A 21,930-nucleotide genomic window follows, 5' to 3' on the forward strand; every position below is an offset into this window, starting at 1 on the left:
TGTGAACATCGACACAGCTTCCGTTCAGTGGAAAGCCCGCCAAAATTCTTCAGAGCCGAAGTTCTTCAGAGCCGCCGTCCGATCGACTGCGCGGCGACGCGGAGTGCGCCGTACAACCTCTGTTCGCTGCCCTTGAGCGTAGGCACCACCAGGCCCAGGGAGGCGATCACCTCGTCGCGGCGGTGGATCGGGACGGCGATCGAGCAGGCGCCGAGGCTCATCTCCTCGCGGGTGGTGGCGTAGCCCTTGTCGAGCACCTGCCGCAGCTGTCTGCGGAGGACACCCGGTTGGGTGATCGTGTAGGGGGTGACCCGGGTGAGAGCGCCCAGCACCGTCTCCTGGACCTCGTCCGGAGCGTGGGCGAGGAGGACCTTGCCGACCCCGGTGGTGTGCAGGGGCAGGCGCCCGCCGACCTTGCTCACCACCGGGACGGACTGGTTGCCGCGCAGCCGGTCGAGGTAGACGACCTCGAGCCCCTCACGTACGGCGAGATGCACGGTGGCCAGGGTTGCGCCGTAGAGGTCGTGGAGGAAGGGTTCGGCGACCTGGCGCAACCCGGTCTCGGCAGGGGCCAGATGGCCGATGTCCCAGATCCTCCGGCCGATGACGTAGTCGCCGGAAGGCAGCCGCTCCAGTGCACCCCACCGAAAGAGCTCGCCGAGGAGCCGATGGGTCGTGGCGAGCGGAAGGTCCGCGCGGGCAGCGATGTCGCTGAGCGACATCGACCGGTGCTGCTCGTCGAACGCGCTCAGGATCGCAAGTGCCCGGCTGGTCACGCTCGTGCCAGTCTGTCGGGTGTTCCCGGCCATTGCTGCGGAGATTACTACCTCAGCCGCCGAACGCGGGGTGGAGCGGCTTGCCGGACCCCTTGGAACGGGTGGACGCGGAGGCCTCGATCGGGTCGAAGGTCCACAGCGCGTACGCCCCCGGGCCGACGTGCAGCGTCGAGTTGCCGATCGTCTCGGTGTGCGGCTCCTCGGCCGCCTCGTTGAGGGCGAGGATGATGTGGCGTACGCCTGCCTCGTCGGCCGGGACCGGGAGCAGGCGGATCGTGGTCATGCCGTCGAAGGCGAGTACGCCGCCGTCCTTGAGGACCCGGATGGTGATCCCGGCGGCGCGCCACAGCGGCACCATCTTCTCGATGTCGGCGGCGGTGGTGGCGATCTGGATGCCGATGACGTCGCGCAGCTGGTGGTCGAGATAGCGATCCCGGTTGTAGCGGTCGCGGCTGACGTCGCCCTCGTAGGCGGCGGGCGGGAAGGAGAGCCGGGGGTCGTCGAGGAACTCGTCGCGGTACTCCATCGCCCAGGAGAAGAAGGTGTCGTAGGTCGAGGTCGTGTAGGCGGCGTCGAACCACGGGATCAGGTTGCCGTCGCCGAGATCGGTCACCTGCGTGAACTCGACCGGGTCGACGCCGAGGTCGCGCAGGTTTGCGGCCGCGATGGCCAGGTCGCCGTCGTTGTCCGCCGAGACGGCGAGCCCGGTGTCACCGGCGACTGCGTCGGGAGCGTCGCCCGGACCGAAGAACTCCAGGTAGGTCTCCTTGCCGAGCAGGTAGCGACCCGTCCAGGTCGAGGTCCCGTCGTTGCCGGTGTTGATCCGGCGGTCGGCGAACTCGCCCAGGTAGTCGGAGTGCTCGATCGCGTCGGCCGTCTCCCGGTCGACCATCGCCCAGGCGTGGTTGAAGGCAAGGAGCGGGTCGGTACGCCCCTCCTCGGCGTGGGCAGCCTCCGTGGCGTGGGCGGGAGTCGCGAGGGCCCCCGACGTGATGGCGAGTGAGGCGAGCGCGGCCGCGATGAGGCCCGAGAGTGGAGTCCGCATGCGTCCCAGTCTCGGTGACCAGGGCGCTCCTGTCTTCGGAATTCGGCGGCTGACGGCCGGTTGCCGGCGTTCGCGTCGCGCCGGTCAGGCGCCGTGGGACGCGGTCGCCATGGTGGCGCCGAGGCCGATCATGACGACGCCGCCACCGGCGCCGAGACTGTCGAGACGCTTGGGTTTGCGGGCGAACCAGGCCTTGGCCCGGCTGGCCGCGAGGACCCACCCGGAGTCGCAGGTGAACGCCATCGCCGAGAAGATCGCGCCCAGCAGGAGGATCTGGGGCACCGCCGGGGCGGAGGTGTTGATGAACTGGGGCAGGAAGGCCAGGTGGAAGACGATCGTCTTCGGGTTGGTCGCCCCGACGATCATCCCGGTGCGGATCGCGCCCCACGCGGTCGTCCGGGCGACATCCTCGCCGTGGAGGGCGGCCCGGGCGTCGGCACGGTGGCGGATCGCCTGGATGCCGAGATAGATGACGTACGCAGCGCCGACCAGCTTCACGACCGTGAACGCCGTCGCGGAGGCAGCCACCAGCGCGCCGAGCCCGACGGCGACCGCCAGGACCTGACCGAACTGGCCAAGAGCGTTGCCGCCGACGGCGAGCACCGCCTCGCGGCGGCCCGCGGTCAGGGCCCGGCCGAGGGCGAAGAGCACGCTCGGTCCGGGGATCAGGATGAAGATGACGGAGGCGAGCGCGAAGGCGGCGAACTGGCTCAGGGTGGGCACGTCGTTCATTCTGCGGCAGGGTCGTGGTGGCGTACGAATGATTTCTGGTGGGCGAGATGCGACGGGTCGGCCCTAGCCGGCATCGATCTCGGCCAGGGAGGTCGCGACCTTTCTGAGCTCGGCGAGGGCACAGGCGATCTCGGGCTGGCGCGAGGTGCCGCTGCGTACGCTGGTCCGGACGTGCCGCACCGGGCTCGCCTCGCCGCGCAGCGGGATCCGGACGAGGCCGGCGGCGTTCGGGATCCGGGCGAGGCGAGGGACCAGGGCGACACCGAAGCCGGCGCTGACCAGGGCGGCGCCGGTGTCCCACTCGACGACCTCGTGGGCGTGCTCGGGGGTGAATCCGGCCGCGGCGCAGGCGGAGGTCACCAGCTGGTGGTAGGGACGGCCGGGATGCTCCATGATCCAGTGCTCCTCGGCGGCGTCGGCGAGCCGGACCCGGGACCGGGAGGCGAGCGGGCTGTCGGCATTGACCAGCAGGTCGAGCGTGTCCTCCATCAGCCGCTCCTGCTCGAACCGCGGGTCGGCGGTCGGCGGCAGCTCCGACATGTTGACCACCACGGCGACGTCGACCTGGTCGGCCAGCAGCATGTCGAAGCAGACCTCGGGATCGGCCTCGATGATCTTGATCGTGGACTGCGGGAACTCCCGCGCGACCGCCACCGCGGCCGGCGGCAGGAGCGCCGAGGCGGCGGTGGAGAAGCCGGCCATCCGCAGGTAGCCACGGGAGGTGCCCGAGGCCTGCTGTACGTCGGCGCGGATCTCCTCCCACTGCGTGAACAGGTCGTGGCTGCGCTCGAGCAGGGTGAGCGCAGCACCGGTGAGGCGTACGCCGCGGCCCTCCGGCACCAGCAGCTCCGCACCCACGTCGCGGGCCAGTGTGCGGAGCTGGTGGGAGACGGCCGAGGGGGTATAGCCGAGGTCGGCTGCGGCGGCCGAGACGGTGCCGCGCTCGGCGAGCACCCGCAGCACGTGCAGCCGCTGGTCGATCATGCTTCGATTGTGCAATGGAATCGCACGGTAAATAGCGGAAACGTGCGCTTTTCTTGAACAGTGCCGAGGCGCCACGCTGGTCCTGTGTCTCCCAGCGCCGATCCCCTTCTGGCGAGCTTCCAGCTCCGGAGCCTCACCCTGCGCAACCGCGTGGTGAGCACCTCCCACGAGCCCGCCTACACCGAGGACGGGATGCCGAAGGACCGCTACCGCCTCTACCACCTGGAGAAGGCGCGCGGCGGGGTCGGGCTCACCATGATCGGCGGGTCCGCGGTGGTCTCGCCCGACAGCCCACCGGCCTTCGGCAACATGCTGCTCTACCGCGACGAGGTCGTGCCCTGGCTGCGCCGGCTCGCCGACGACGTCCACGAAGAAGGCGCCGCGGTGATGTGCCAGATCACCCACCTCGGCCGTCGCACCAGCAACTTCGCCGGTGACTGGCTGCCGCTCGTCTACCCCTCCCGGCTGCGCGAGCCGCAGCACCGGTCGTTCCCGAAGGTCGCCGAGGCCTGGGACGTCGACCGGATCGTGCGGCACTACGCCGAGGCGGCTTCGCGCTGCCAGGCGGCGGGCCTCGACGGGATCGAGATCGAGTCCTACGGCCATCTCTTCGACGCCTGGGTCTCGCCCGCCACCAACCTCCGCGACGACGAGTTCGGGGGCGACCCGCAGGCCCGGCTCGCCTTTCCTCTGCGGGTGCTCGACGCGATCCGGGCCGCCGTCGGACCCGACTTCATCGTCGGGGTCAGGATGGCGATGGACGAGGACCTGCCTTCCGGCCTGGGCCTGGACGACACCGAGCAGGTGATGCGCCGCTACGTCGGCGCCGGCGTCGACTTCCTCTCCGTCATCAAGGGAGGTCTCGACACCGACGCCCGCCTCGCCGCGGTGATCCCGTCGATGGGCACGCCCTCGGCCCCGTTCCTCGACTTCGTCGGAGAGGTACGCCGCCGGGTGGATGTCCCGGTCATGCACGCTGCTCGGATCAGCGACGTCGCGACCGCGCGCTACGCGCTCCGCGAAGGGCTGCTCGACCTCGTCGGGATGACCCGTCCCCAGCTCGCCGACCCGCACCTGGTCGCCAAGGTAGCGCGCGGCGAGGAGGACCGGATCCGGCCGTGCGTGGGCGCGAGCTACTGCCTGGACGCGATCTATGAGTCCGGGGATGCCAAGTGCATCCACAACCCGGCGACCGGGCGTGAGCAGTCGCTGCCCCACCTCACGCCCCCGGCCCCTCGAACCCGCCGGGCCGTGGTCGTCGGCGCCGGCCCCGCCGGTCTCGAGGCCGCTCGCGTCCTGGGCGAGCGCGGTCACGCCGTGACCGTCCTGGAGGCCGCCGACCGGCCCGGTGGTCAGCTCGTGCTGGCCTCTTCGACCAGCCACCGCCGCGACCTGATCGGCATCGTCGACTGGCGCGTCGCCGAGGCGAAGCACAGCGGCGCCGACTTCCGGCTCGGCACCTACGCCGACGCCGACGTCGTCCGGAGCCTCGACCCGGATGTCGTGGTCGTGGCCACCGGCGGGGTGCCCGACCGCTCCTGCGTCCCGGTGGGCGCCGAGCTGGTCAACGACACCTGGGACGTGCTCGACGGGACCCTGACCCCCGGCAACGGCACCGTCCTCGTCTACGACGACAACGGCGCCGAGCCAGCGCTCGACGCCGCCGAGCACCTGGCGACGCTGGGCGCTCAGGTCGAGCTGGTCACGCCGGAGCGTACGGTCGGCATCTCCGTCGGCTCGATGAACAGCCCGGCCTATCTGGGGGTCTTCGCTGCGCATGACGTGACCCTGACCGTGGCCCGGAAGCTGGTCGCGGTGCGTCGGGCCCCGGCGGGCTCGGAACACCGGCTCATTGCCACTTTGACCAGCGAATACGCAGCAGGTGCCGAGGTCGAGAGACACGTCGACCACGTCGTGGTCGAGCACGGGACCACCCCCAACGACGAGCTGTACCACGACCTCGTCCCCGGCTCGATCAACCTCGGTGAGGTCGACCAGGCGGCGCTGCTGACCGGCGTGTCGCAGACGGTGTCCCGCAATGCGGCGGGCAGCTACCAGCTGTTCCGGATCGGCGACGCGGTCGCCAGCCGGAACGTCCATGCCGCGGTCTACGACGCGCTGCGGCTGTGCCTGACGATCTGACCCCCCCCGAACGTTTCTGAATCTTCCTGGGAGCGATGGATGACAGACCAACTCGTCGGCGAACCGTTCGCCGGCCGACGTACCAGAATCCTCGACCATCTCGACCGCAGGACCCCCGGCCACTCGCTGCCGGGTGCTCTCTACACCGACCCCGACGTCTTCGCGAGCGAGGTCGACCTGCTCTGGCGACGCCGCTGGCTCTTCGTCGGCACCGTCGCCGAGGTGCCGGAGCCCGGTGACTACTTCTCCTTCGACGTCGCCGGCTCCTCGGTCCTGGTGATCCGCGACGACGACGAGCAGGTGCGTGCCTTCCACAACGTCTGCCGCCACCGCGGCTCCCGGCTGGTCGCGCCGGGACACGGCAGCGTCGGCAACCTGGTGTGCGGCTACCACAGCTGGACGTACGCCACCGACGGCTCGCTCCGCTACGCGCCCCAGCTCTCGCCGGCCATCGACACCGCCTGCCTCGGCCTGCGCCCGGTCGCGCTGCGCGAGGTCGGCGGGCTGCTCTACTGCTCGCTCGCCGCCGAGCCCGACGGCGACCTGGACGTGGTCGCCGAGCAGGTCCGTGACTACATCACTCCGCACCGTCTCGATCGAGCCAAGGTTGCCGCCCAGGTCGATCTGGTGGAGGAGGGCAACTGGAAGCTGGTCATGGAGAACAACCGGGAGTGCTACCACTGCGAAGGTGGCCACCCCGAGCTGATCTGCACCTTCTTCCCGACCTGGGGGCTCCGCGAGGACCAGATCCCCGACCGGCTCCGGGCGGACCATGACCGCTATCTGTTCGCCGAGGCCGATCTGGCGCGACGCTGCGACGCGCTCGGGATGCCGTACGCGCTGATCGAAGAGCTCGCCGACCGCCCGTTCGGCTTCCGGATCCAGCGCGAGCCGCTCGACGGGGCGGGGGAGTCCTTCAGCATCGACGGGTCCCGGCTGGTGGGCCGGCTGCTGGGCGACCTCGACGATCCGCAGCTCGGCCGCTGCACCCTCCACACCCAGCCCAACGCCTGGATCCACCTGCTCGCCGACCACGTGGTGACCTTCTCGGTCACGCCGCTCTCGCCCGACCGCACGCTGGTCCGCTCCACCTGGCTCGTCCACGAGGACGCGGTGGAGGGGGTCGACTACGACGTCGAGGCCCTGACCGCGGTATGGCGGGCGACCAACGAGCAGGACGCCGAGTTCGTACGCAACACCCAGCTCGGGGTCTCCGACCCGGCCTACGTCCCCGGGCCCTACAACGAGGCGGAGCGACAGGTCGACGACTTCGTGCGCTGGTACGACGCCCAGATCCGATCAGAAGCGCAGAGAGGTGGAGCCGATGACTGAGCCATGGCCCGTCGAGGTGGCTCCGCCGCCGGCAATCCTCTACGCGGTCCCGTCGCCGCTGGGGGCCGGGATCCTGCCCGAGGAGAGGCCGTTCGAGGGTGAGCTGCGGTGCCGGCGGGTGCGCCGGGTGACCCACGATGTGGTCGAGGTGACCCTCGAGCCGACCGGAGGGGAGAGGTTCGCCTACGCGCCTGGGCAGTACCTGACCCTTCGGGCGTCGATCGACGGCGAGCCCGTCGAGCGGTGCTACACGATCTCCTCGCCGCCGACCCGCCCGCACCTGCTCACCATCACCGTCAAGCGGGTGCCCGACGGGCCGATGTCCCGCTGGCTCCACGATCGGCTCGCCGTCGGTGACCGGCTGTGGGCGAGCGGGCCGATGGGCGGGTTCTCGGTGCGGGAGCACCCCTCCTCGTCCTACCTGCTCCTCTCCGGCGGCAGCGGGATGACCCCGACCCTCTCGACGCTGCGCACGCTCGCCGACCTCGCCGAGACCACCGACGTGGTCGTCGTCCATCACGCGCGTACGCCGGCCGACCTGATCGAGCGGCCCGAGCTCGAGGCGCTGGCGGCTGCCCATGACGGCGTACGCGTCGTGTGGGTCGTCGACCAGCCCGATGCCTCCTGGTCCGGGCCGACCGGGCTGATGAGCGCCGGGCAGCTCGCCGAACTGGTTCCTGACCTGGGCGGACGCGAGGTCTTCTGCTGCGGTCCGTCCGGCTACATGGGCGCGGCGCGGACCGCCTTCGAGGCGCTCGGTGGCGAGTCCGCGCGGTGGCACGAGGAGAGCTTCGTCCTCACTGACGCTCCTGACGCCGAGGCGCCCGCCGCTGGGGCCGGGGCTGCGTACCGGATCCGGCTGCAGCGCAGCGGCCGCGACCTCGAGTGTGCCCCGGACGAGACTGTCCTGGACGCCGTGAAGGCCGCCGGCGTACGCCTGCCCTCATCGTGTGTGCAGGGCATGTGTGGCACGTGCAAGTCGACCCTCGTCTCCGGCGAGGTGGAGATGAACCATGCCGGTGGGATCCGGCCGCGCGAGGTGGCCGCCGGAAAGTTCCTGCCCTGCTGCTCGAAACCGCTCGGCGACCTCGTCATCGACATCTGAGGAGACGCCGGTGCGGGCAGTGCTCGGTCAGCGCCCTGCCCGGATCTGCTCGACGAGGATGTCGCCGTGCCCGGCGTGGCGGGCGAGCTCCTGGATCATGTGCGCGTAGATGAACCGAAGTGACACCGGGTTACCGTGCCAGTCGAACGCATCGTCCAGCTCGTGTCCGGCGGCGACCTCGCGGGAACGCTCGCAGGCCGCGCGGTGGGCCGCCCGGACGGACTCGACCGTGTCCTCGGGGTCCAGCATGAAGCTCTCGTCGACGGTGTCGGGCAGCCTGATCTCCTTGCGCGGCACGCCCGCCACCCTGGCGTGGAACCACACCTTCTCCACGAAGATCGCATGCTTGACCAGGGCCAACGGTGTGGTCAGCGACGGCACCAGCTTCCGCCGCGCCTCCTCGTCGTCGAGGTCCTCGAGGATGGCATTGATCTCGTCCCGCTGGATGTCGACCATTCCTTCGAGAAGCGCGCGCTCGTCCGCCTGTCCGATCTTCATGCGGGCAGGCTAGCCGGGCGTCCGCCGCTGCATGGCCCCTGGGCCGTAGCCTGTCCGCCATGTCGACGACGAACGACGCGGGGCCGGTCTTCGATGGCGTGAGGATCGGGCGGCCCGCGACTGTCGCGCTGCTCGCTGCGGGCTACCTGACGCTGTCAGACCTGCCGGCCGACCTGGACGCTCTGCTGACGCTCCACGGCGTCGGGCCCAAGGCGGTGCGCCTGCTGCGCGAGGCGCTCAGCAGCGCTCCCTGACGTAAGCCTCGGCCTGCCGGCGATCCCAGCCGCGTGACTCCTCGAGCCCGCGAACGAGCATCGAGACGTACGCAGCCGACGGCTGGGTGTGCGGGACGGCGTCGAAGCCGTGCGGCGCGGTGAAGGTGAGCATCGGGAGGCCGTCGCGGCGACCGACCTCGATCAGGGTCTCGTAGTGCCCCGGCCCCGCCTCGTGGCGGCCCTTCTCGAGCCCGTCGATGACGACCTTCTCGATCGGGTCGCCGGGGGTGGGCAGCCGGTCCATCTCCTGGGCGGCGATGTCGGCGAACTGCTCGGCGGTCATCCGGAAGGCCCGGGCAGCAGTCCACGACCCGGCCGCATCGTGGTCGTAGAACGCCACTCCACCGGTCCACGTCCTCGACTCACCCGCGAAGTAGAGCCGTCCCGGGAGGTCGACTGCGACGTCGTCGACCGGCATGGCTGGCGTACGGGCCCCCACGTACGACCGCCGCGCACCCTCCGGTTGGCCACCGAGGAGATAGGCGCCGAGACGGTCGCGGCACATGTTGGACCCATAGCTGACGTACCAGACCTCAGAACTCATCGCGGCGCAGCCTACCGAGGGTGCGGACCGAGAAGCTCGCTGCCTAGAGGACGGCGAGCACGCCGTCGGCGTACTTCTCAAGTTTCGCCTCGCCGATCCCGCTGATCGTGCCGAGCTCGTCGCGGCTGGCCGGCAGGCGGGTGGCGATCTCGCGGAGCGTGGCGTCGTGGAAGACGACGTACGCCGGCACGCCCTGTTCCTTGGCGACCTCGCCGCGCCAGGCCCGCAGCCGCTCGAAGACCTCGGCGGCCTCGGGCGAGAGGTCGGCGGCGGCCACCTTCGGCTTCCGCTCCCCGGAGCCGCTGCGACGGGCCTGTCGCGGCGGCTCCTTGCGGAGCATCAGCTGCTGCTCCGAGCGCAGCACCGGGCCGGCGGCCTCGGCCACCGAGAAGACCCCGTAGCGGGGGTCGACGGCGAGCATCTCGCGAGCCAGGAGCTGCCGGATGACGGAGTGCCAGTCGCTCTCGGCGATGTCGGTGCCGATCCCGAAGACCGAGAGCTCGTGGTGGCGGAACTGGCGGACCTTCTCGGTCTCCTTGCCCCGCAGGATGTCGACGATCTGCCCAGCCCCGAAGCGCTGCCCGTTGCGCTCGCGGTCGAGCCGGATGACGGTGGAGAGCACCTTCTGGGCCGGCACGGTGCCGTCCCAGGACTCCGGTGTGGCCAGGCAGGTGTCGCAGTTGCCGCACGGCTCGGCGGCCTGGCCGAAGTAGCGCAGCAGCTGCACCCGCCGGCAGTCGACGGTCTCGCACAGCGCCAGCATCGCGTTGAGATGCTGACCGAGCCGGTGCTTGTGGGTCCGGTCGCCCTCGGAGGTCTCGATCATCTGCCGCTGCTGGACGACATCGGCCAGCCCGTAGGCCAGCCACGCGGTCGACGGCTGCCCGTCACGTCCGGCGCGGCCGGTCTCCTGGTAGTAGCCCTCCACCGACTTGGGCAGGTCGAGATGGGCCACGAAGCGTACGTCCGGCTTGTCGATCCCCATCCCGAAGGCGATCGTGGCGACCATGACGATGCCGTCCTCGCGCAGGAAGCGGGACTGGTTCTGCGCGCGGGTCCTGGCGTCGAGACCCGCGTGGTAGGGGAGCGCGGGGATGCCGGCGCCGACCAGGGTCGCGGCAGTGCGCTCGACCGAGTTGCGCGAGAGGCAGTAGACGATGCCGGCCTCGCCCGGGTGCTCGGTGGTGATCAGGTCGAGGAGCTGCTTGGCCGGCTTGTCCTTCGGGGCGATCCGGTACTGGATGTTGGGCCGGTCGAAGGAGGCCACGAAGTGGCGGGCGTCCTCGAGGTCGAGCCGCGAGGCGATCTCGCGCCGCGTCTCGGCGGTGGCGGTCGCGGTCAGCGCGATCCGCGGCACCTCCGGCCAGCGCTCGTGCAGGTGGGAGAGCTGGAGGTAGTCGGGCCGGAAGTCGTGACCCCACTGGGAGACGCAGTGGGCCTCGTCGATCGCGAAGAGCGAGATCTTCGCCAGGTCGAGCAGCCGGCCGGTCTCGGGCACCCGCAGCCGCTCCGGGGCCAGGTAGAGCATGTCGAGCTCACCGGCGAGCAGCGCCTTCTCCACCTGCTGCCGCTCGTGGGGCATCTGGGTGGAGTTGAGGAAGCCGGCGCGCACGCCGAGCGCGGAGAGCGCGTCGACCTGGTCCTGCATCAGCGCGATCAGCGGCGAGATGACCACCCCGGTCCCGGCCCTCACCAGGGATGGGATCTGGTAGCACAGCGACTTCCCGCCACCGGTCGGCATCAGGACCAGCGCATCGCCGCCACCGGCGACGTGCGCGATGATCTCCGCCTGCTCGCCGCGGAACTCGTCGTAGCCGAAGACGCGGCGCAGTACATCCAGCTCCGGGGTCAGCTCACTCACAGGTGTGACCCTATCGGCCGCCACCGACGGTCCGGAGTTGTGAAGCCGAGAGTGGTCTATAGGTCACCCTCAGCTTCACAACCTCCTCAGACGCCGATCCGCTCGCGTCGCACGGTGTCCTCCGACGCAGCGGCGGGGCCGTGGGCGCGCTCCAGCCCGGCGCCCTCGACGTCCACGTTCGGCAGGATGCGGTCGAGCCACTTCGGCAGCCACCACGCGGAGCGGCCGAGCAGGTGCATCAGCGCCGGCATCAGCAGCATCCGGACGATGAAGGCATCGAGCAGCACGCCAAGGGCGAGCCCGAAGCCCATCGAGCGGATCATCACCGACTCGGCGAAGATGAAGCCGCCGAAGACGGAGACCATGATCAGGCCGGCCGCGATCACGACCGAACGCCCGGCCCGGAAGCCCTGGGCGACGGCGATGCGGGCGGGAGCCCCGTGGACGTACGCCTCCCGCATCCCGGAGGCCAGGAACAGCTGGTAGTCCATCGCCAGGCCGAAGAGGATCCCGACCAGCAGGATCGGCAGGAAGCTCAGGATGGGGCCGGTGCTGTCCAGGCCGATCCACTCCGCGCCGATGCCCTTCTGGAAGACCGCGACCACGACGCCGTACGTCGCCAGCAGCGAGAGCACGAAGCCACCGGTCGCGATGAGCGGGACCAGGATCGAGCGGAAGACCAGGATCAGGATCAGCAGCGAGAGGCCGACCACGACGGCGAGGTAGGGGAGGAGCACGTCGTTGAGGCCCTGCGACACGTCGATCGCGACCGCGGTGGCGCCGGCGACGCCGAGCGTGATGTCACCGTTGACCGCCGGCATCTCCCGGATCGCGTTGACCAGCTCGTTGGTCGAGACGCTGTTGGGGCCCTCCTCGGGGACGACCTGGAAGGCCGCCGTGCGCCCGTCCTCGGACACCGCGACAGGAGCCACGGCGCGTACGTCATCGAGGTCCGCCAGCGCCTTGGCGACCGTCAGCTGGGATCGCTGGATGCCGGCCTCGTTGAGGCCGTCGGGCAGCTCGGCGGCGACCAGCAGCGGGCCGTTGGCGCCGGCGCCGAAGCTGTCCTCGGTGATCGTGTAGGCGGTCTTGGCCAGCGAGCCCTCGGGCTCCGAGCCACCGTCGGGCAGGCCCAGGCGCATGTCGAGGGCGGGGACCGCGAGGGCGAGCAGGGCGACCACGGAGGCGACGACCGTGACCAGCGCGCGCCAGGTGGGCATCGGCTTGGCGTGGGCCTCGGCCGCGTCCTGCTTGGCGACCTTCTTCCGGGCGCGCTTGGAGACGATGCGGCCACCGACGAGGCCGAGGATGGCCGGGGTCAGGGTGATCGCGACCAGGACGGCGATGGCGACGCAGGCCGCGCCGACCGAGCCCATCAGACCGAGGAACGGGATCCCGGTCATGTTGAGGGCGACCAGCGCGACGATCACGGTGGAGCCGGCGAAGACGACAGCCGTGCCGGCGGTGCCGTTGGCGAGCGCGATCGACTCCTTCACATCGGAGCCGTGGAGCAGCTGCTTGCGGTGCCGGTTGAGGATGAAGAGCGAGTAGTCGATGCCGACCGCCAGGCCGAGCATCAGGCCCAGGATCGGGGTCATCGAGGCCATCTGCACGACGCCGGAGAGGGAGAGCGCGCCGAGCGCGCCGATGCCGACTCCGGTCAACGCGGTGACCAGCGGGACGCCGGCGCCGATGATCGTGCCGAGCATGACGAGGAGGACGATCGCGGCGACGCCGACGCCGACGATCTCACCGGGACCCATCGGGTTGGGCGCCTCCTGGGAGATGTCGGAGGAGACGCCGATCTCGACGCCGTCGATCGGGTTGTCGGTGAAGTGGTCGACCGTGGCCTTCTTGGTCTCCTCGGACATCTCCAGACGGCCGACGGAGTAGGCGACGTTGACCAGGGCGGCCGAACCGTCCGCGGAGACCATCCGGATCTCCTCGGAGAGCTCGAGCAGATCGGCGCCGTTCTCGGCCTTGGCGGTGTTGGCCTCGAGGTCGGCGGCACTGTCGTCGAGCTTGGACTGCTGCTTGTCGAGAGCGGCCTGCTGGGCGTCGATCTGCGTGGTCGGCATCCCGCCGGCCTGCAGCTGGGCGCGGGCCTTGTCGATGTCGGCCTGTGCCTTGTCGAGCCTGGCCTGGGCGCTGTCGAGCTGGGTCCGACCGGCCTCGAGCCGGGCCTGGCCCTCGGTGACCTTCTCGGCCTGCGCCTTGCGCTGGGCCTCGGTCTGGAACGGGTCCGTGACCGCGGCGACGTCGGGGAGGTCCTCGGCGCTGGTGATCAGCGCCCGGATCTCCTGCTTCTGAGTCGCGCTGAGCGGGGTGCTGTCCTCGGTCTGGAAGGCGATCGTGCCGGAGCCGCCGGCCAGGTCAGGCAGCCCCTCCTGGAGCTCGTCGACCACCTCGGACGAGGGCAGCCCCGGGATGTCGAAGCTGGTGGTGAGCTCGCCGGACCAGGCGACGTACGCCCCGGCGGCGCCGGACAGCGCCAGCACCCAGGCAAGGATCACAAGCCAGGCGCGGCGCGCGGCCGACTTGCCCAATCGGTACAACAGCTCCGCCATGACGGCATCCCTCCGGTAATACGCAACGGTGCGTCCAGTTAATCACCTGTACGCCGATGGACAAGGGCTGCTGAGCGAGTGATGTGTCACACCTGTGCCGTGGCCAGGAGATGCCACGGGCTCTTAGGATGCCGTTCATGCCAGCGTCAGCAGGAGTGCGCCGAAGGGGTGCCGTACGCAGCGAGGAGGCTCGCATGGCGGTCCTCGACGCGACCGGGCGGCTCTTCGCCACCCAGGGCTACGACCACCTCACCATCGAGGGAATCGCGGCCGAGGCCGGTGTCTCCAAGCAGACGATCTACCGCTGGTGGCCCTCGAAGAGCGCGGTCGTCGCCGATGCCCTGATCGAGGACCTGCTGCTGCCGGACCACCCGGTCGTACCGGACACCGGGGACATCCGTGCCGACCTGATCGCCTGGATGCAGAGCCTCATCGACCTCGTCGCCCAGCCCGGCAACGACGGCCTCGTCCGCTCGCTCGTCGCGGCCGCCTGCGAGAACCCCGACATCGGCACCCGCCTCAACGACGCGCTCGGCATCACCGCCACCGTCTCCACCCGGATCGAGGCGGCCGTCGAGGCCGGCCAGCTGCCCGCCGACCTGCCGGTCAAGGAGTTCGTAAGCGCCCTGGTCGGTGGCTTCGTACTCCACTCCCTCGAGCGCACCGAGCCCGCTCCGGACGTCGCCGAGCGCCTGGTTCGTGCGCTCTTGCACTGAACTTCTCTTTACCCAAGAAAGAGGGGTACGGACCTCCGCTGCCGGGCTACGGTGTGGGGCATGCCGAAGGTGCCGCCGCCCGTCTACGTCGCCGTGGGCCTGGCCGCCCAGCATCTGCTCGCTCGGGGCCGCCGACCGACCGTCGTGCGGTCCGTCGCGGCCGGTCTCCTCGCGGCCGGCTCGGTCTGTGTCGCGGGCGGAGCCGCGCGGGCGTTCAAGCACAAGGACACCACGTTCAACCCGCTCGAGCCCGAGGGTGCGACCGCGGTCGTCACCGAGGGGCCGTTCCGCTACACCCGCAACCCGATGTACGTCGGCATGGCCGGTCTCCTCACCGCCCACGCCGTTCTCCGCGGTGGCTGGCTTCCGCTCGTCCCCGTCGCGGCCTTCGTCGCCGTCATCGACCGCACCCAGATCCCCGCCGAGGAGCGCGCCCTGTCGTGGAGCTTCGGCGACGCGTACGACTCCTACCGGAGCGCCGCGCCCCGCTGGCTCGGCCCGCGCCGCGGCCCGCGTACGTCCTCGGCGGGTGGGTGAGAATAGGGGCGTGAGCGAGATCGAGTACGTAGAGAACCCGGCCAGGCATCGCTACGAGATCCGTGACGGCGAGACCGTTGCGGGGCTGGCGGCCTATCGGCTGCCCGACGACGAGCATGTGGACTTCCTGCACACCGAGGTCAAGGAGGCCTACAACGGGCAGGGGCTCGCCTCGAAGCTGGTGGCGTTCGCGCTGGCCGATGTGAAGGCGAAGGGCAAGCGGATCATTCCGCATTGCCCGTACGTCGCGGGGTGGCTGAAGCGGCACGGCGACGAGTACGCCGACATCACCGACTGGCCGGCCTGATCAGAGGGAGTCTGCCGACTTCCGCGGCTCCAGGCCGAGCTTGGCCAGGGGAGTGCAGGTCATGTGGGCCGAGGGCCAGGTCTGGCCTCGGGAGGAGCCGCGGGAGTAGAGCCTGGCGCCCGACTGGTAGGTCACGAAGAACTCGTCCCCGACCTCGGCGACGCCCTCGGCCAGGTTGGGGAGCGACTGCACGGCACGGGGCCGGATCGTGACTCGGTCCTGCACGACCAGCTGACTGCGTCGGGCCGGGCCGCGGTTGACGCTGAAGACGTACTCCTCCTCCCGGACCACGACGCCCTGGGTGCCGACGGGGGTGCGTACGCCGATCGGGGTCTTGATCTGCCAGGTGTCGTCCTTGCGGATGTACTTGTAGAGGCGGTTGTTCGCGTGCGACCCGACGTAGAGCAGGTCCTTCGCGGCGGCGAGGTAGGAGCCGGCGGCGAGCGCGACCAGCGGGGAGACGGTCGAGACGGTCGAGAGCGGCTCGGCGTGGACGATCTGGGTCAGTGAGTAGCGGTAGAGGCGGGGCGGGTTGCCCTCGCGGCACACGTAGACCTCGTCGCCGATGACCGCGACGCCGCCGGCGTTGACCGGGCCGCTGACGCTGCCCTTCGGCCCGCCGAGATAGACGGCGTTGATGAGCTCGCCCGACGGCCGGTCGACCAGAGCCAGCGCGGAGCCGAGCTTGTCGCCGTGGTAGCCCTGCAGGAGCAGTTCGGCCTCGGGGGAGTACGCCAAGCCCTGAGGGACCCAACCGTGGTCCTCGTCCCCGGTGAGCACCCCGGCGGTGGCGATGTGCGGGATCAGCGGACCGAGTCTGCTGCCACTACGGCCCAGCCAGGTCTCGGTGCGGTCGATGCCGCGTTGGACCCACTTCTGCTGCCTCTTGGCCATCACCTTGGGGTCGATCACGATCAAAAAATCTATCCGCTCGGACACCGATCGGCGGTCGCTTCGGGGCGCGAGTCCGACAACTGTCCACCTGACGGAACGGTCGGGCGACAGGTTCCATGTACTCGCGGGTAGTTATGGTGGCAGGATCTGCCGACATGACGAAGCACGCCGACGTGATCGTGGTGGGAGCCGGCCTTGCCGGCCTGGCAGCAGCGGCCGAGGTCGCGGACGCGGGAAAGAGTGTTCTTCTGGTCGACCAGGAGCCGGAGCAGTCGCTGGGCGGCCAGGCCTTCTGGAGCCTCGGCGGGCTCTTCCTCGTCGACAGCCCCGAGCAGCGCCGGATGGGGATCAAGGACTCACCCGAGCTGGCGCTCCAGGACTGGATGGGATCCGCCCAGTTCGACCGTGACGAGGACCTGTGGCCGCGACGCTGGGCCGAGGCGTACCTCGACTTCGCGGCGGGCGAGAAGCGGTCCTGGCTGCGCCAGATGGGCCACCGGATCTTCCCGGTCGTCGGCTGGGCCGAGCGTGGCGACGGCCGCGCCGATGGCCACGGCAACTCCGTGCCGCGCTTCCACATCACCTGGGGGACCGGGCCGGGCGTGGTCGAGCCGTTCGAGCGGCGGGTGCGCGCCCACGCCGACACCGGCCGGATCACCTTCGCCTTCCGGCACCGCGTCGACCATCTCGTGGTCGAGGACGGGGCCGTCGTCGGCGTACGCGGCAAGGTGCTCGAGCCCAGCGACATCGAGCGCGGGCACGCCTCCTCTCGCACGGAGGTCGAGGACTTCGAGCTCAGCGGCCAGGCGGTGATCGTCACCTCCGGCGGCATCGGCGGTGACCACGACCTCGTCCGCAAGCACTGGCCGGCCCGCCTCGGCACCCCGCCGAAGTCGATGGTCTCCGGCGTCCCGGCGCACGTGGACGGCCGGATGCTCGCCATCACCGGAGCGACCGGCGCCAAGATCATCAACGACGACCGGATGTGGCACTACGTCGAGGGCATCCGCAACTGGGACTCGATCTGGGCCAACCACGGCATCCGGATCCTGCCCGGCCCCTCGTCGCTGTGGCTGGACGCGACCGGCAAGCGTCTCCCGGCGCCGTTCTTCCCCGGCTTCGACACCCTCGGCACGCTCAAGCACCTGCGTCAGACCGGCTACGACTACTCCTGGTTCGTGCTGACCGAGAAGATCATCAAGAAGGAGTTCGCGCTCTCCGGCTCGGAGCAGAACCCCGACCTGACCGGCAAGGACCTCAAGCTGCTCGCCGAGCGGGCGCGCAAGGGCCCCGGCCCGGTGAAGAGCTTCATGGAGCACGGCGAGGACTTTGTGGTCGCCGAGAACCTCACCGCGCTGGTCCACGGCATGAACGGCCTCGCCGACAAGGACCCGACCGGCCCGCAGATCAAGGAGAGCGAACTGCGCAGGATCCTCGAGGCCCGCGACCGCGAGATCGCCAACAACTTCACCAAGGACGCCCAGATCACCGCGCTGTACGCGGCCCGCCACTACCGCGGCGACAAGCTGCAGCGCACCGCCAAGCCGCACCGGATCCTCGACCCCGAGGCCGGCCCGCTGATCGCGGTCAAGCTGCACATCCTCTCCCGCAAGACCCTCGGCGGGCTCGAGACGGACCTGTCCGGCCGCTGCCTGACCGCCGCCGGCACCCCGCTTCCCGGGCTCTACGCGGCCGGCGAGGTCGCGGGCTTCGGCGGCGGCGGGATGATGGGCTACAACGCGCTCGAGGGCACGTTCCTCGGCGGTTGCCTGTTCTCAGGACGTACGGCGGGCAGGGCCGCGGCTGCCGCGGTCTGACCCGATCGGCTCAGTGGGCGCTGGAGAGGTTCAGCCCGACCACGCCGACGACGATCATCGCCAGGAAGCCGGCCTTGGCGGCGGTGAGGTGCTCACCGAGGAACATCACGCCGATGCCGGCGACCAGCGCGGTGCCGAGGCCTGACCAGATGGCGTACGCCACCGAGACCGGCATCCGCTCCACGACCACCGAGAGCAGCCAGATCGAGGCGCCGTAGCCGGCCAGGACGGCGACCGACCAGCCGAGGTTGCGGAAGCCCTCGGTGCGCGGGAGCAGCGCGGTGCTGACGACCTCGATCGCGATGGCGGCGACGAGCAGAATGGCGGCGTACATCTTCGGGTCCTCCTGAGGCGCATGTAGCGACTGCTACATCATGCCAAATGTAGCAGTCGCTACATGTTGGGCATAATGCTTTTCATGGACCGCAAGGAGGAGCTCCTCGGGCAGGTGGTCGACCACGTGCTCGAGCGCGGGCTGATCGGGCTGACCCTGCGTCCGCTGGCGGCGGCGATCGGCACCAGCGACCGGATGCTGATCTACCACTTCGGCGGTCGCGACGAGCTCGTCGCCGCGGTGGTGGCACGCACCAACGAGCTCTCCGTCGCAGCAGTCGCGGCCCTGGCGCCGGCCGATGACGTACGTGCCGGGGTGGATGCCCTGTGGCGGGCCTACCGCACCGAGCCGCTGCACAGCTGTCTGCAGATCTACCTGCAGGCGGCCGCGACCGGGCTGATCGGGATGGAGCCCTATCGCTCGGTCGTCCGGGAGACCAACGAGCTGTGGTATGCCGCGCTGCGCGACTACATCACCGCCTGTGGTGCGCCGCCCGAGCGTGCGGGCCGGATCGTCACGCTCGTCGACTCGTCGCTGTTCGGCTTCCACCTGGACCTGGCCACCGACCGGCCGGACGAGCTCGCCGCCGGGGTGGCCGATCTCGCCGCGGCTGCGGGTGCGATCGCCGAGGGCTGATCGGGGGTCCGGCACAATGCGCGGGTGAACTCGCTGCTGAAGACCATCCCCGCCGACCGCATGCATCTGTGGCTGATGCTCGTGCTCACCTTCACCACGGGCATCAACGACGCCGTCGGCTACCTCGGTCTGGACAAGGTGTTCACCGGCAACATGACCGGCAACGTGGTCATCCTCGGCATGGCGCTGGTCGGCGACACCGGCCTGCCGGTCCTCGGGCCGGCGCTCGCGCTGGTCGGGTTCATGGCCGGTGCCGCGCTCGGCGGGCGGGTGCTGAAGGCCGACAAGCAGGCCTGGGGAGGGCGTACGACCGCGCTGTTCTCCCTGGTCGCCGCGGTGATGCTGGCGCTGGCCGGGCTGCTCTTCGTGACCGGGGACGAGCCCTCGAGCGCGGTGATGATCACGACCACCACGCTCGCCGCGCTCGCCATGGGGACCCAGGCGGCGGCCGCTCGGCACATCGCGGTCAAGGACGTGACCACCGTCGTCGTCACCAGCACGATCACGGGCCTCGCGGCCGACTCGCCGATCGGCTCCGGCAAGGCGTCCTTCCGTGGCGGCGGCACCGCGCGGCGCGTGATCACCGTCCTGCTGATCCTGCTCGGTGCCTTCGCAGGCGCCGGCATGCTGCTGTGGCACACCGGCGGCGGCCTGCTGCTCGCCGGCATCCTGATCGGGCTCGCCACCATCCTCGGCGCCTGGCACGCCCGGGTGCACCGCTCGATCATCTAGGGTCTGCCACGTGGAGTGCCCCAAGTTCGCCGTGAGCGTCGATCTCGTCGTGCTCACCGTTCGTGACGACGCGCTCTGCGCCCTGGTCGTACGCCGCGGCATCGAGCCGTTCGTCGGCGCCTGGGCGCTTCCGGGCGGGTTCGTCCTCGACGACGAGGGCCTCGAGGAGGCGGCGGCGCGCGAGCTCGCGGAGGAGACCGGCATCCGGCCGGGCAGCGTCCATGTCGAGCAGCTGGCGACGTACGGCTCTCCGGGGCGGGACCCGCGGACGCGGGTCGTGACCGTCGCCTATCTCGCGTTGGCGCCCGACCTGCCGGTGCCCGCGGCGGGTTCGGACGCCGCGGACGCGCAGTGGTGGCCGGTCGACTCGCTCCTGGCCGGCGGCGGCCTCGCCTTCGACCACGCCGCGATCCTGCGTGACGGCGTCGAGCGCGCCCGCTCCAAGCTGGAGTACTCACCGCTGGGCGCGGCGTTCTGTGCCGAGGAGTTCACCGTCGCCGAGCTGCGCCGGGTCTACGAGATCGTCTGGGGCGAGCGCCTCGACCCCCGCAACTTCCATCGCAAGGTCACCAAGACCGAGGCCTTCCTCGAGCCCACGGGCACCACGACGACCCGCGACGGTGGCCGGCCGGCTCAGCTCTTCCGCCGGGGCTCCGCCGAGCACCTGCACCCGCCGCTGCTGCGCCGTACGACCTGACGGTTTGGTCACCGAACGGTCTCGGGCCGATCACGAACCGATAACGGCGGATCCGGTGTGGCAGACGGCACACGCGACGCGTCCGAGCGCGTCGGGTAACTAGACAACAGCCACGGCATTCTTGTCCAGCGGACGCCGTGTCTCGGGACCGTACGCCCTGTTCGAGAGTTTCGTCTTGAAAGGGTCGTTACAACGCCGAAACGCCAGTGCCAGCCCCTGAAACCTCCGCTCGCTACGGTCCCCGAAACCTATGCGTGACACTCCTCGAAGGGAACTCGTTTCGATGTCTACCCCCGCCTCTCGGACCTCGCGACGTAAGTCAGTTCAACGCCGGGCCGCCGCGGCCCTCCTGACCCTGGTCGCCGCCACCACCCTGGCCGCCTGCGGCTCCGACTCCGAAGAAGGCAGCAGCGAGGAGGGCTTCGGCACCATCTCGATGCAGTACTCCTGGATCAAGAACGAAGAGTTCGCCGGCGAGTTCTACGCCGAGGACAAGGGCTACTACGAGGAAGCCGGCTTCGACGCTGTCAACGGCATCTCCGGCCCCGACACCGGCGTCGCCAAGCTGCTCTCCGGCAAGGTCCAGGTCGCCATCAACGACGCCGCTTCGGTCGGCTCCGCGATCGCCGAGCAGGAGGCGCCGCTGAAGATCATCGGCGCCACCTTCCAGAAGAATCCGTTCACCATCCTCTCGCTCAAGGACGGCGGCAACATCGCGACGCCGGCCGACCTCAAGGGCAAGAAGATCGGCGTCCAGGACTCCAACGTCAACGTCTTCAAGGCGATCCTCGCGGCCAACGGCCTGGAGGAGAAGAAGGACGACATCACCGTCGTCCCGGTCGAGTTCGACCCGACGCCGCTGATGAAGGGCCAGGTCGACGGCTTCATGGCCTACCTGACCAACGAGTCCATCACCGTCGAGCTCGCCGGCCACGAGGTCACCAACCTGCCCTACGCCGAGAACGGCGTGCCGTACGTCGCCGAGACCTACACCGTCACCGACCAGTACCTCGCCGAGAACCGCGACCTTCTCAAGGCGCTCCTGACCGCCGAGATCAAGGGCTGGACCGAGACCTTCAAGAACCCCAGCGACGAGGTGGTCAAGGTCGTCACCACCCACTACAACCAGGCGGCCAGCGACTCCGACGGTCTCGAGGCCAGCTTCGGTGAGCTCGACCCGGTCAAGACCAAGCGTGGTCTCGAGGAGTCGCAGAAGCTGATCTCGACGCCAGAGACCGAGGAGAACGGCCTCTTCACCATCTCCGAGGAGCTCCAGCAGCAGACCGTCGACTCGCTCGCCGCCGCCGGCTGGGAGATTTCGGTCGAGGACCTCTTCGACACCTCGATCATCGACGAGATCTACGAGGAGAACCCCGAGCTCAAGGACTACCTGAAGTAG

General features: G+C 70.1%; 22 protein-coding genes. 12 read left to right on the forward strand and 10 right to left on the reverse strand.

The window, feature by feature from the left end:
- Nucleotides 1–65: 65 nt before the first annotated feature.
- From OG801_RS22005 to OG801_RS22020, 4 genes are all read right to left on the reverse strand, one after another.
- Nucleotides 66–776, reverse strand: a complete 711-nt coding sequence (locus OG801_RS22005; RefSeq protein ID WP_355018548.1) for an IclR family transcriptional regulator — start codon at nt 774–776, stop codon at nt 66–68.
- A gap of 52 nt (nt 777–828) precedes the next feature.
- On the reverse strand, nt 829–1,821 hold the full coding sequence (locus OG801_RS22010; protein ID WP_406031387.1) for a DUF5829 family protein: 993 nt from the start codon (nt 1,819–1,821) through the stop codon (nt 829–831).
- Nucleotides 1,822–1,905: 84 nt separating this feature from the next.
- On the reverse strand, nt 1,906–2,544 hold the full coding sequence (locus OG801_RS22015) for a LysE family translocator (RefSeq protein WP_355225799.1): 639 nt from the start codon (nt 2,542–2,544) through the stop codon (nt 1,906–1,908).
- A gap of 72 nt (nt 2,545–2,616) precedes the next feature.
- Entirely contained in the window at nt 2,617–3,537 is a 921-nt protein-coding gene (locus OG801_RS22020; RefSeq protein WP_406031389.1) for a LysR family transcriptional regulator, read from the reverse strand.
- An 84-nt stretch (nt 3,538–3,621) separates the two neighbouring features.
- On the opposite strand from OG801_RS22020, the gene OG801_RS22025 reads away from it, so the two are divergent.
- Genes OG801_RS22025 through OG801_RS22035 form a run of 3 tightly spaced genes read left to right on the forward strand, consistent with a single transcriptional unit; the run spans nt 3,622 to nt 8,116 of the window.
- Nucleotides 3,622–5,679 (forward strand): FAD-dependent oxidoreductase, encoded by a 2,058-nt coding sequence (locus OG801_RS22025; protein WP_406031391.1) that lies wholly within the window; start codon nt 3,622–3,624, stop codon nt 5,677–5,679.
- Nucleotides 5,680–5,718: 39 nt separating this feature from the next.
- Nucleotides 5,719–7,011 (forward strand): aromatic ring-hydroxylating dioxygenase subunit alpha, encoded by a 1,293-nt coding sequence (locus OG801_RS22030; RefSeq protein ID WP_406031393.1) that lies wholly within the window; start codon nt 5,719–5,721, stop codon nt 7,009–7,011.
- Nucleotides 7,004–8,116 carry a 2Fe-2S iron-sulfur cluster-binding protein gene (locus OG801_RS22035; RefSeq protein ID WP_406031395.1) on the forward strand — a complete coding sequence of 371 codons (1,113 nt, stop codon included), beginning with the start codon at nt 7,004–7,006 and terminating at the stop codon, nt 8,114–8,116. The genes OG801_RS22030 and OG801_RS22035 overlap by 8 nt, the downstream gene beginning before the upstream one ends.
- Nucleotides 8,117–8,143: 27 nt before the next feature.
- Here the strand turns inward: OG801_RS22035 and OG801_RS22040 are convergent, their stop codons facing one another.
- On the reverse strand, nt 8,144–8,614 hold the full coding sequence (locus tag OG801_RS22040) for a DinB family protein (protein ID WP_406031397.1): 471 nt from the start codon (nt 8,612–8,614) through the stop codon (nt 8,144–8,146).
- Between the two features lie 59 nt (nt 8,615–8,673).
- On the opposite strand from OG801_RS22040, the gene OG801_RS22045 reads away from it, so the two are divergent.
- Nucleotides 8,674–8,868, forward strand: coding sequence for a helix-hairpin-helix domain-containing protein (locus tag OG801_RS22045; protein ID WP_406031399.1), 195 nt, complete (start codon nt 8,674–8,676; stop codon nt 8,866–8,868).
- Here OG801_RS22045 and OG801_RS22050 read toward each other — a convergent pair.
- The 3 genes from OG801_RS22050 to OG801_RS22060 form a co-directional block, all read right to left on the reverse strand.
- Nucleotides 8,852–9,433: a histone deacetylase gene (locus OG801_RS22050; RefSeq protein ID WP_355018557.1), complete on the reverse strand. Its 582-nt coding sequence runs from the start codon at nt 9,431–9,433 to the stop codon at nt 8,852–8,854. The genes OG801_RS22045 and OG801_RS22050 overlap by 17 nt on opposite strands.
- A 43-nt stretch (nt 9,434–9,476) precedes the next feature.
- Nucleotides 9,477–11,294: a DNA helicase RecQ gene (recQ, locus tag OG801_RS22055; RefSeq protein ID WP_406031401.1), complete on the reverse strand. Its 1,818-nt coding sequence runs from the start codon at nt 11,292–11,294 to the stop codon at nt 9,477–9,479.
- A gap of 86 nt (nt 11,295–11,380) precedes the next feature.
- Nucleotides 11,381–13,861, reverse strand: a complete 2,481-nt coding sequence (locus OG801_RS22060; protein ID WP_406031403.1) for an MMPL family transporter — start codon at nt 13,859–13,861, stop codon at nt 11,381–11,383.
- A 137-nt stretch (nt 13,862–13,998) separates the two neighbouring features.
- Here OG801_RS22060 and OG801_RS22065 point away from each other — a divergent pair, with 137 nt between their 5' ends.
- From OG801_RS22065 to OG801_RS22075, 3 genes are read left to right on the forward strand one after another with little or no spacing between them, the layout of a single operon-like run.
- Complete coding sequence (locus OG801_RS22065) at nt 13,999–14,577, forward strand: TetR/AcrR family transcriptional regulator (protein ID WP_406031405.1); 579 nt, start codon at nt 13,999–14,001, stop codon at nt 14,575–14,577.
- A gap of 60 nt (nt 14,578–14,637) precedes the next feature.
- Nucleotides 14,638–15,114, forward strand: a complete 477-nt coding sequence (locus OG801_RS22070) for a methyltransferase family protein (protein ID WP_406031407.1) — start codon at nt 14,638–14,640, stop codon at nt 15,112–15,114.
- 10 nt (nt 15,115–15,124) lie between these two features.
- On the forward strand, nt 15,125–15,421 hold the full coding sequence (locus OG801_RS22075) for a GNAT family N-acetyltransferase (protein WP_355018562.1): 297 nt from the start codon (nt 15,125–15,127) through the stop codon (nt 15,419–15,421).
- Here OG801_RS22075 and OG801_RS22080 read toward each other — a convergent pair whose 3' ends face one another.
- Nucleotides 15,422–16,333 carry a hypothetical protein gene (locus tag OG801_RS22080; RefSeq protein WP_355018563.1) on the reverse strand — a complete coding sequence of 304 codons (912 nt, stop codon included), beginning with the start codon at nt 16,331–16,333 and terminating at the stop codon, nt 15,422–15,424.
- A 137-nt stretch (nt 16,334–16,470) separates the two neighbouring features.
- Between OG801_RS22080 and OG801_RS22085 the strand changes: the two genes are divergently transcribed.
- On the forward strand, nt 16,471–18,132 hold the full coding sequence (locus OG801_RS22085; protein ID WP_406031409.1) for an FAD-binding dehydrogenase: 1,662 nt from the start codon (nt 16,471–16,473) through the stop codon (nt 18,130–18,132).
- Nucleotides 18,133–18,142: 10 nt separating this feature from the next.
- On the opposite strand, the gene OG801_RS22090 is transcribed toward OG801_RS22085, so the two are convergent.
- Nucleotides 18,143–18,466: a DMT family transporter gene (locus OG801_RS22090; RefSeq protein WP_406031411.1), complete on the reverse strand. Its 324-nt coding sequence runs from the start codon at nt 18,464–18,466 to the stop codon at nt 18,143–18,145.
- 84 nt (nt 18,467–18,550) lie between these two features.
- On the opposite strand from OG801_RS22090, the gene OG801_RS22095 reads away from it, so the two are divergent.
- From OG801_RS22095 to OG801_RS22110, 4 genes are all read left to right on the forward strand, one after another.
- Nucleotides 18,551–19,102: a TetR/AcrR family transcriptional regulator gene (locus OG801_RS22095; protein WP_406031413.1), complete on the forward strand. Its 552-nt coding sequence runs from the start codon at nt 18,551–18,553 to the stop codon at nt 19,100–19,102.
- A gap of 24 nt (nt 19,103–19,126) precedes the next feature.
- On the forward strand, nt 19,127–19,834 hold the full coding sequence (locus OG801_RS22100) for a YoaK family protein (protein ID WP_406031414.1): 708 nt from the start codon (nt 19,127–19,129) through the stop codon (nt 19,832–19,834).
- A gap of 10 nt (nt 19,835–19,844) precedes the next feature.
- A complete protein-coding gene (locus OG801_RS22105) occupies nt 19,845–20,531 on the forward strand; it encodes an NUDIX domain-containing protein (RefSeq protein ID WP_355018568.1) in 687 nt (228 codons plus the stop codon).
- 283 nt (nt 20,532–20,814) lie between these two features.
- On the forward strand, nt 20,815–21,930 hold the full coding sequence (locus OG801_RS22110) for an ABC transporter substrate-binding protein (protein ID WP_355018569.1): 1,116 nt from the start codon (nt 20,815–20,817) through the stop codon (nt 21,928–21,930).

The sequence above is a fragment of the Nocardioides sp. NBC_00163 genome (assembly GCF_045206295.1).
Lineage (GTDB): Bacteria > Actinomycetota > Actinomycetes > Propionibacteriales > Nocardioidaceae > Nocardioides.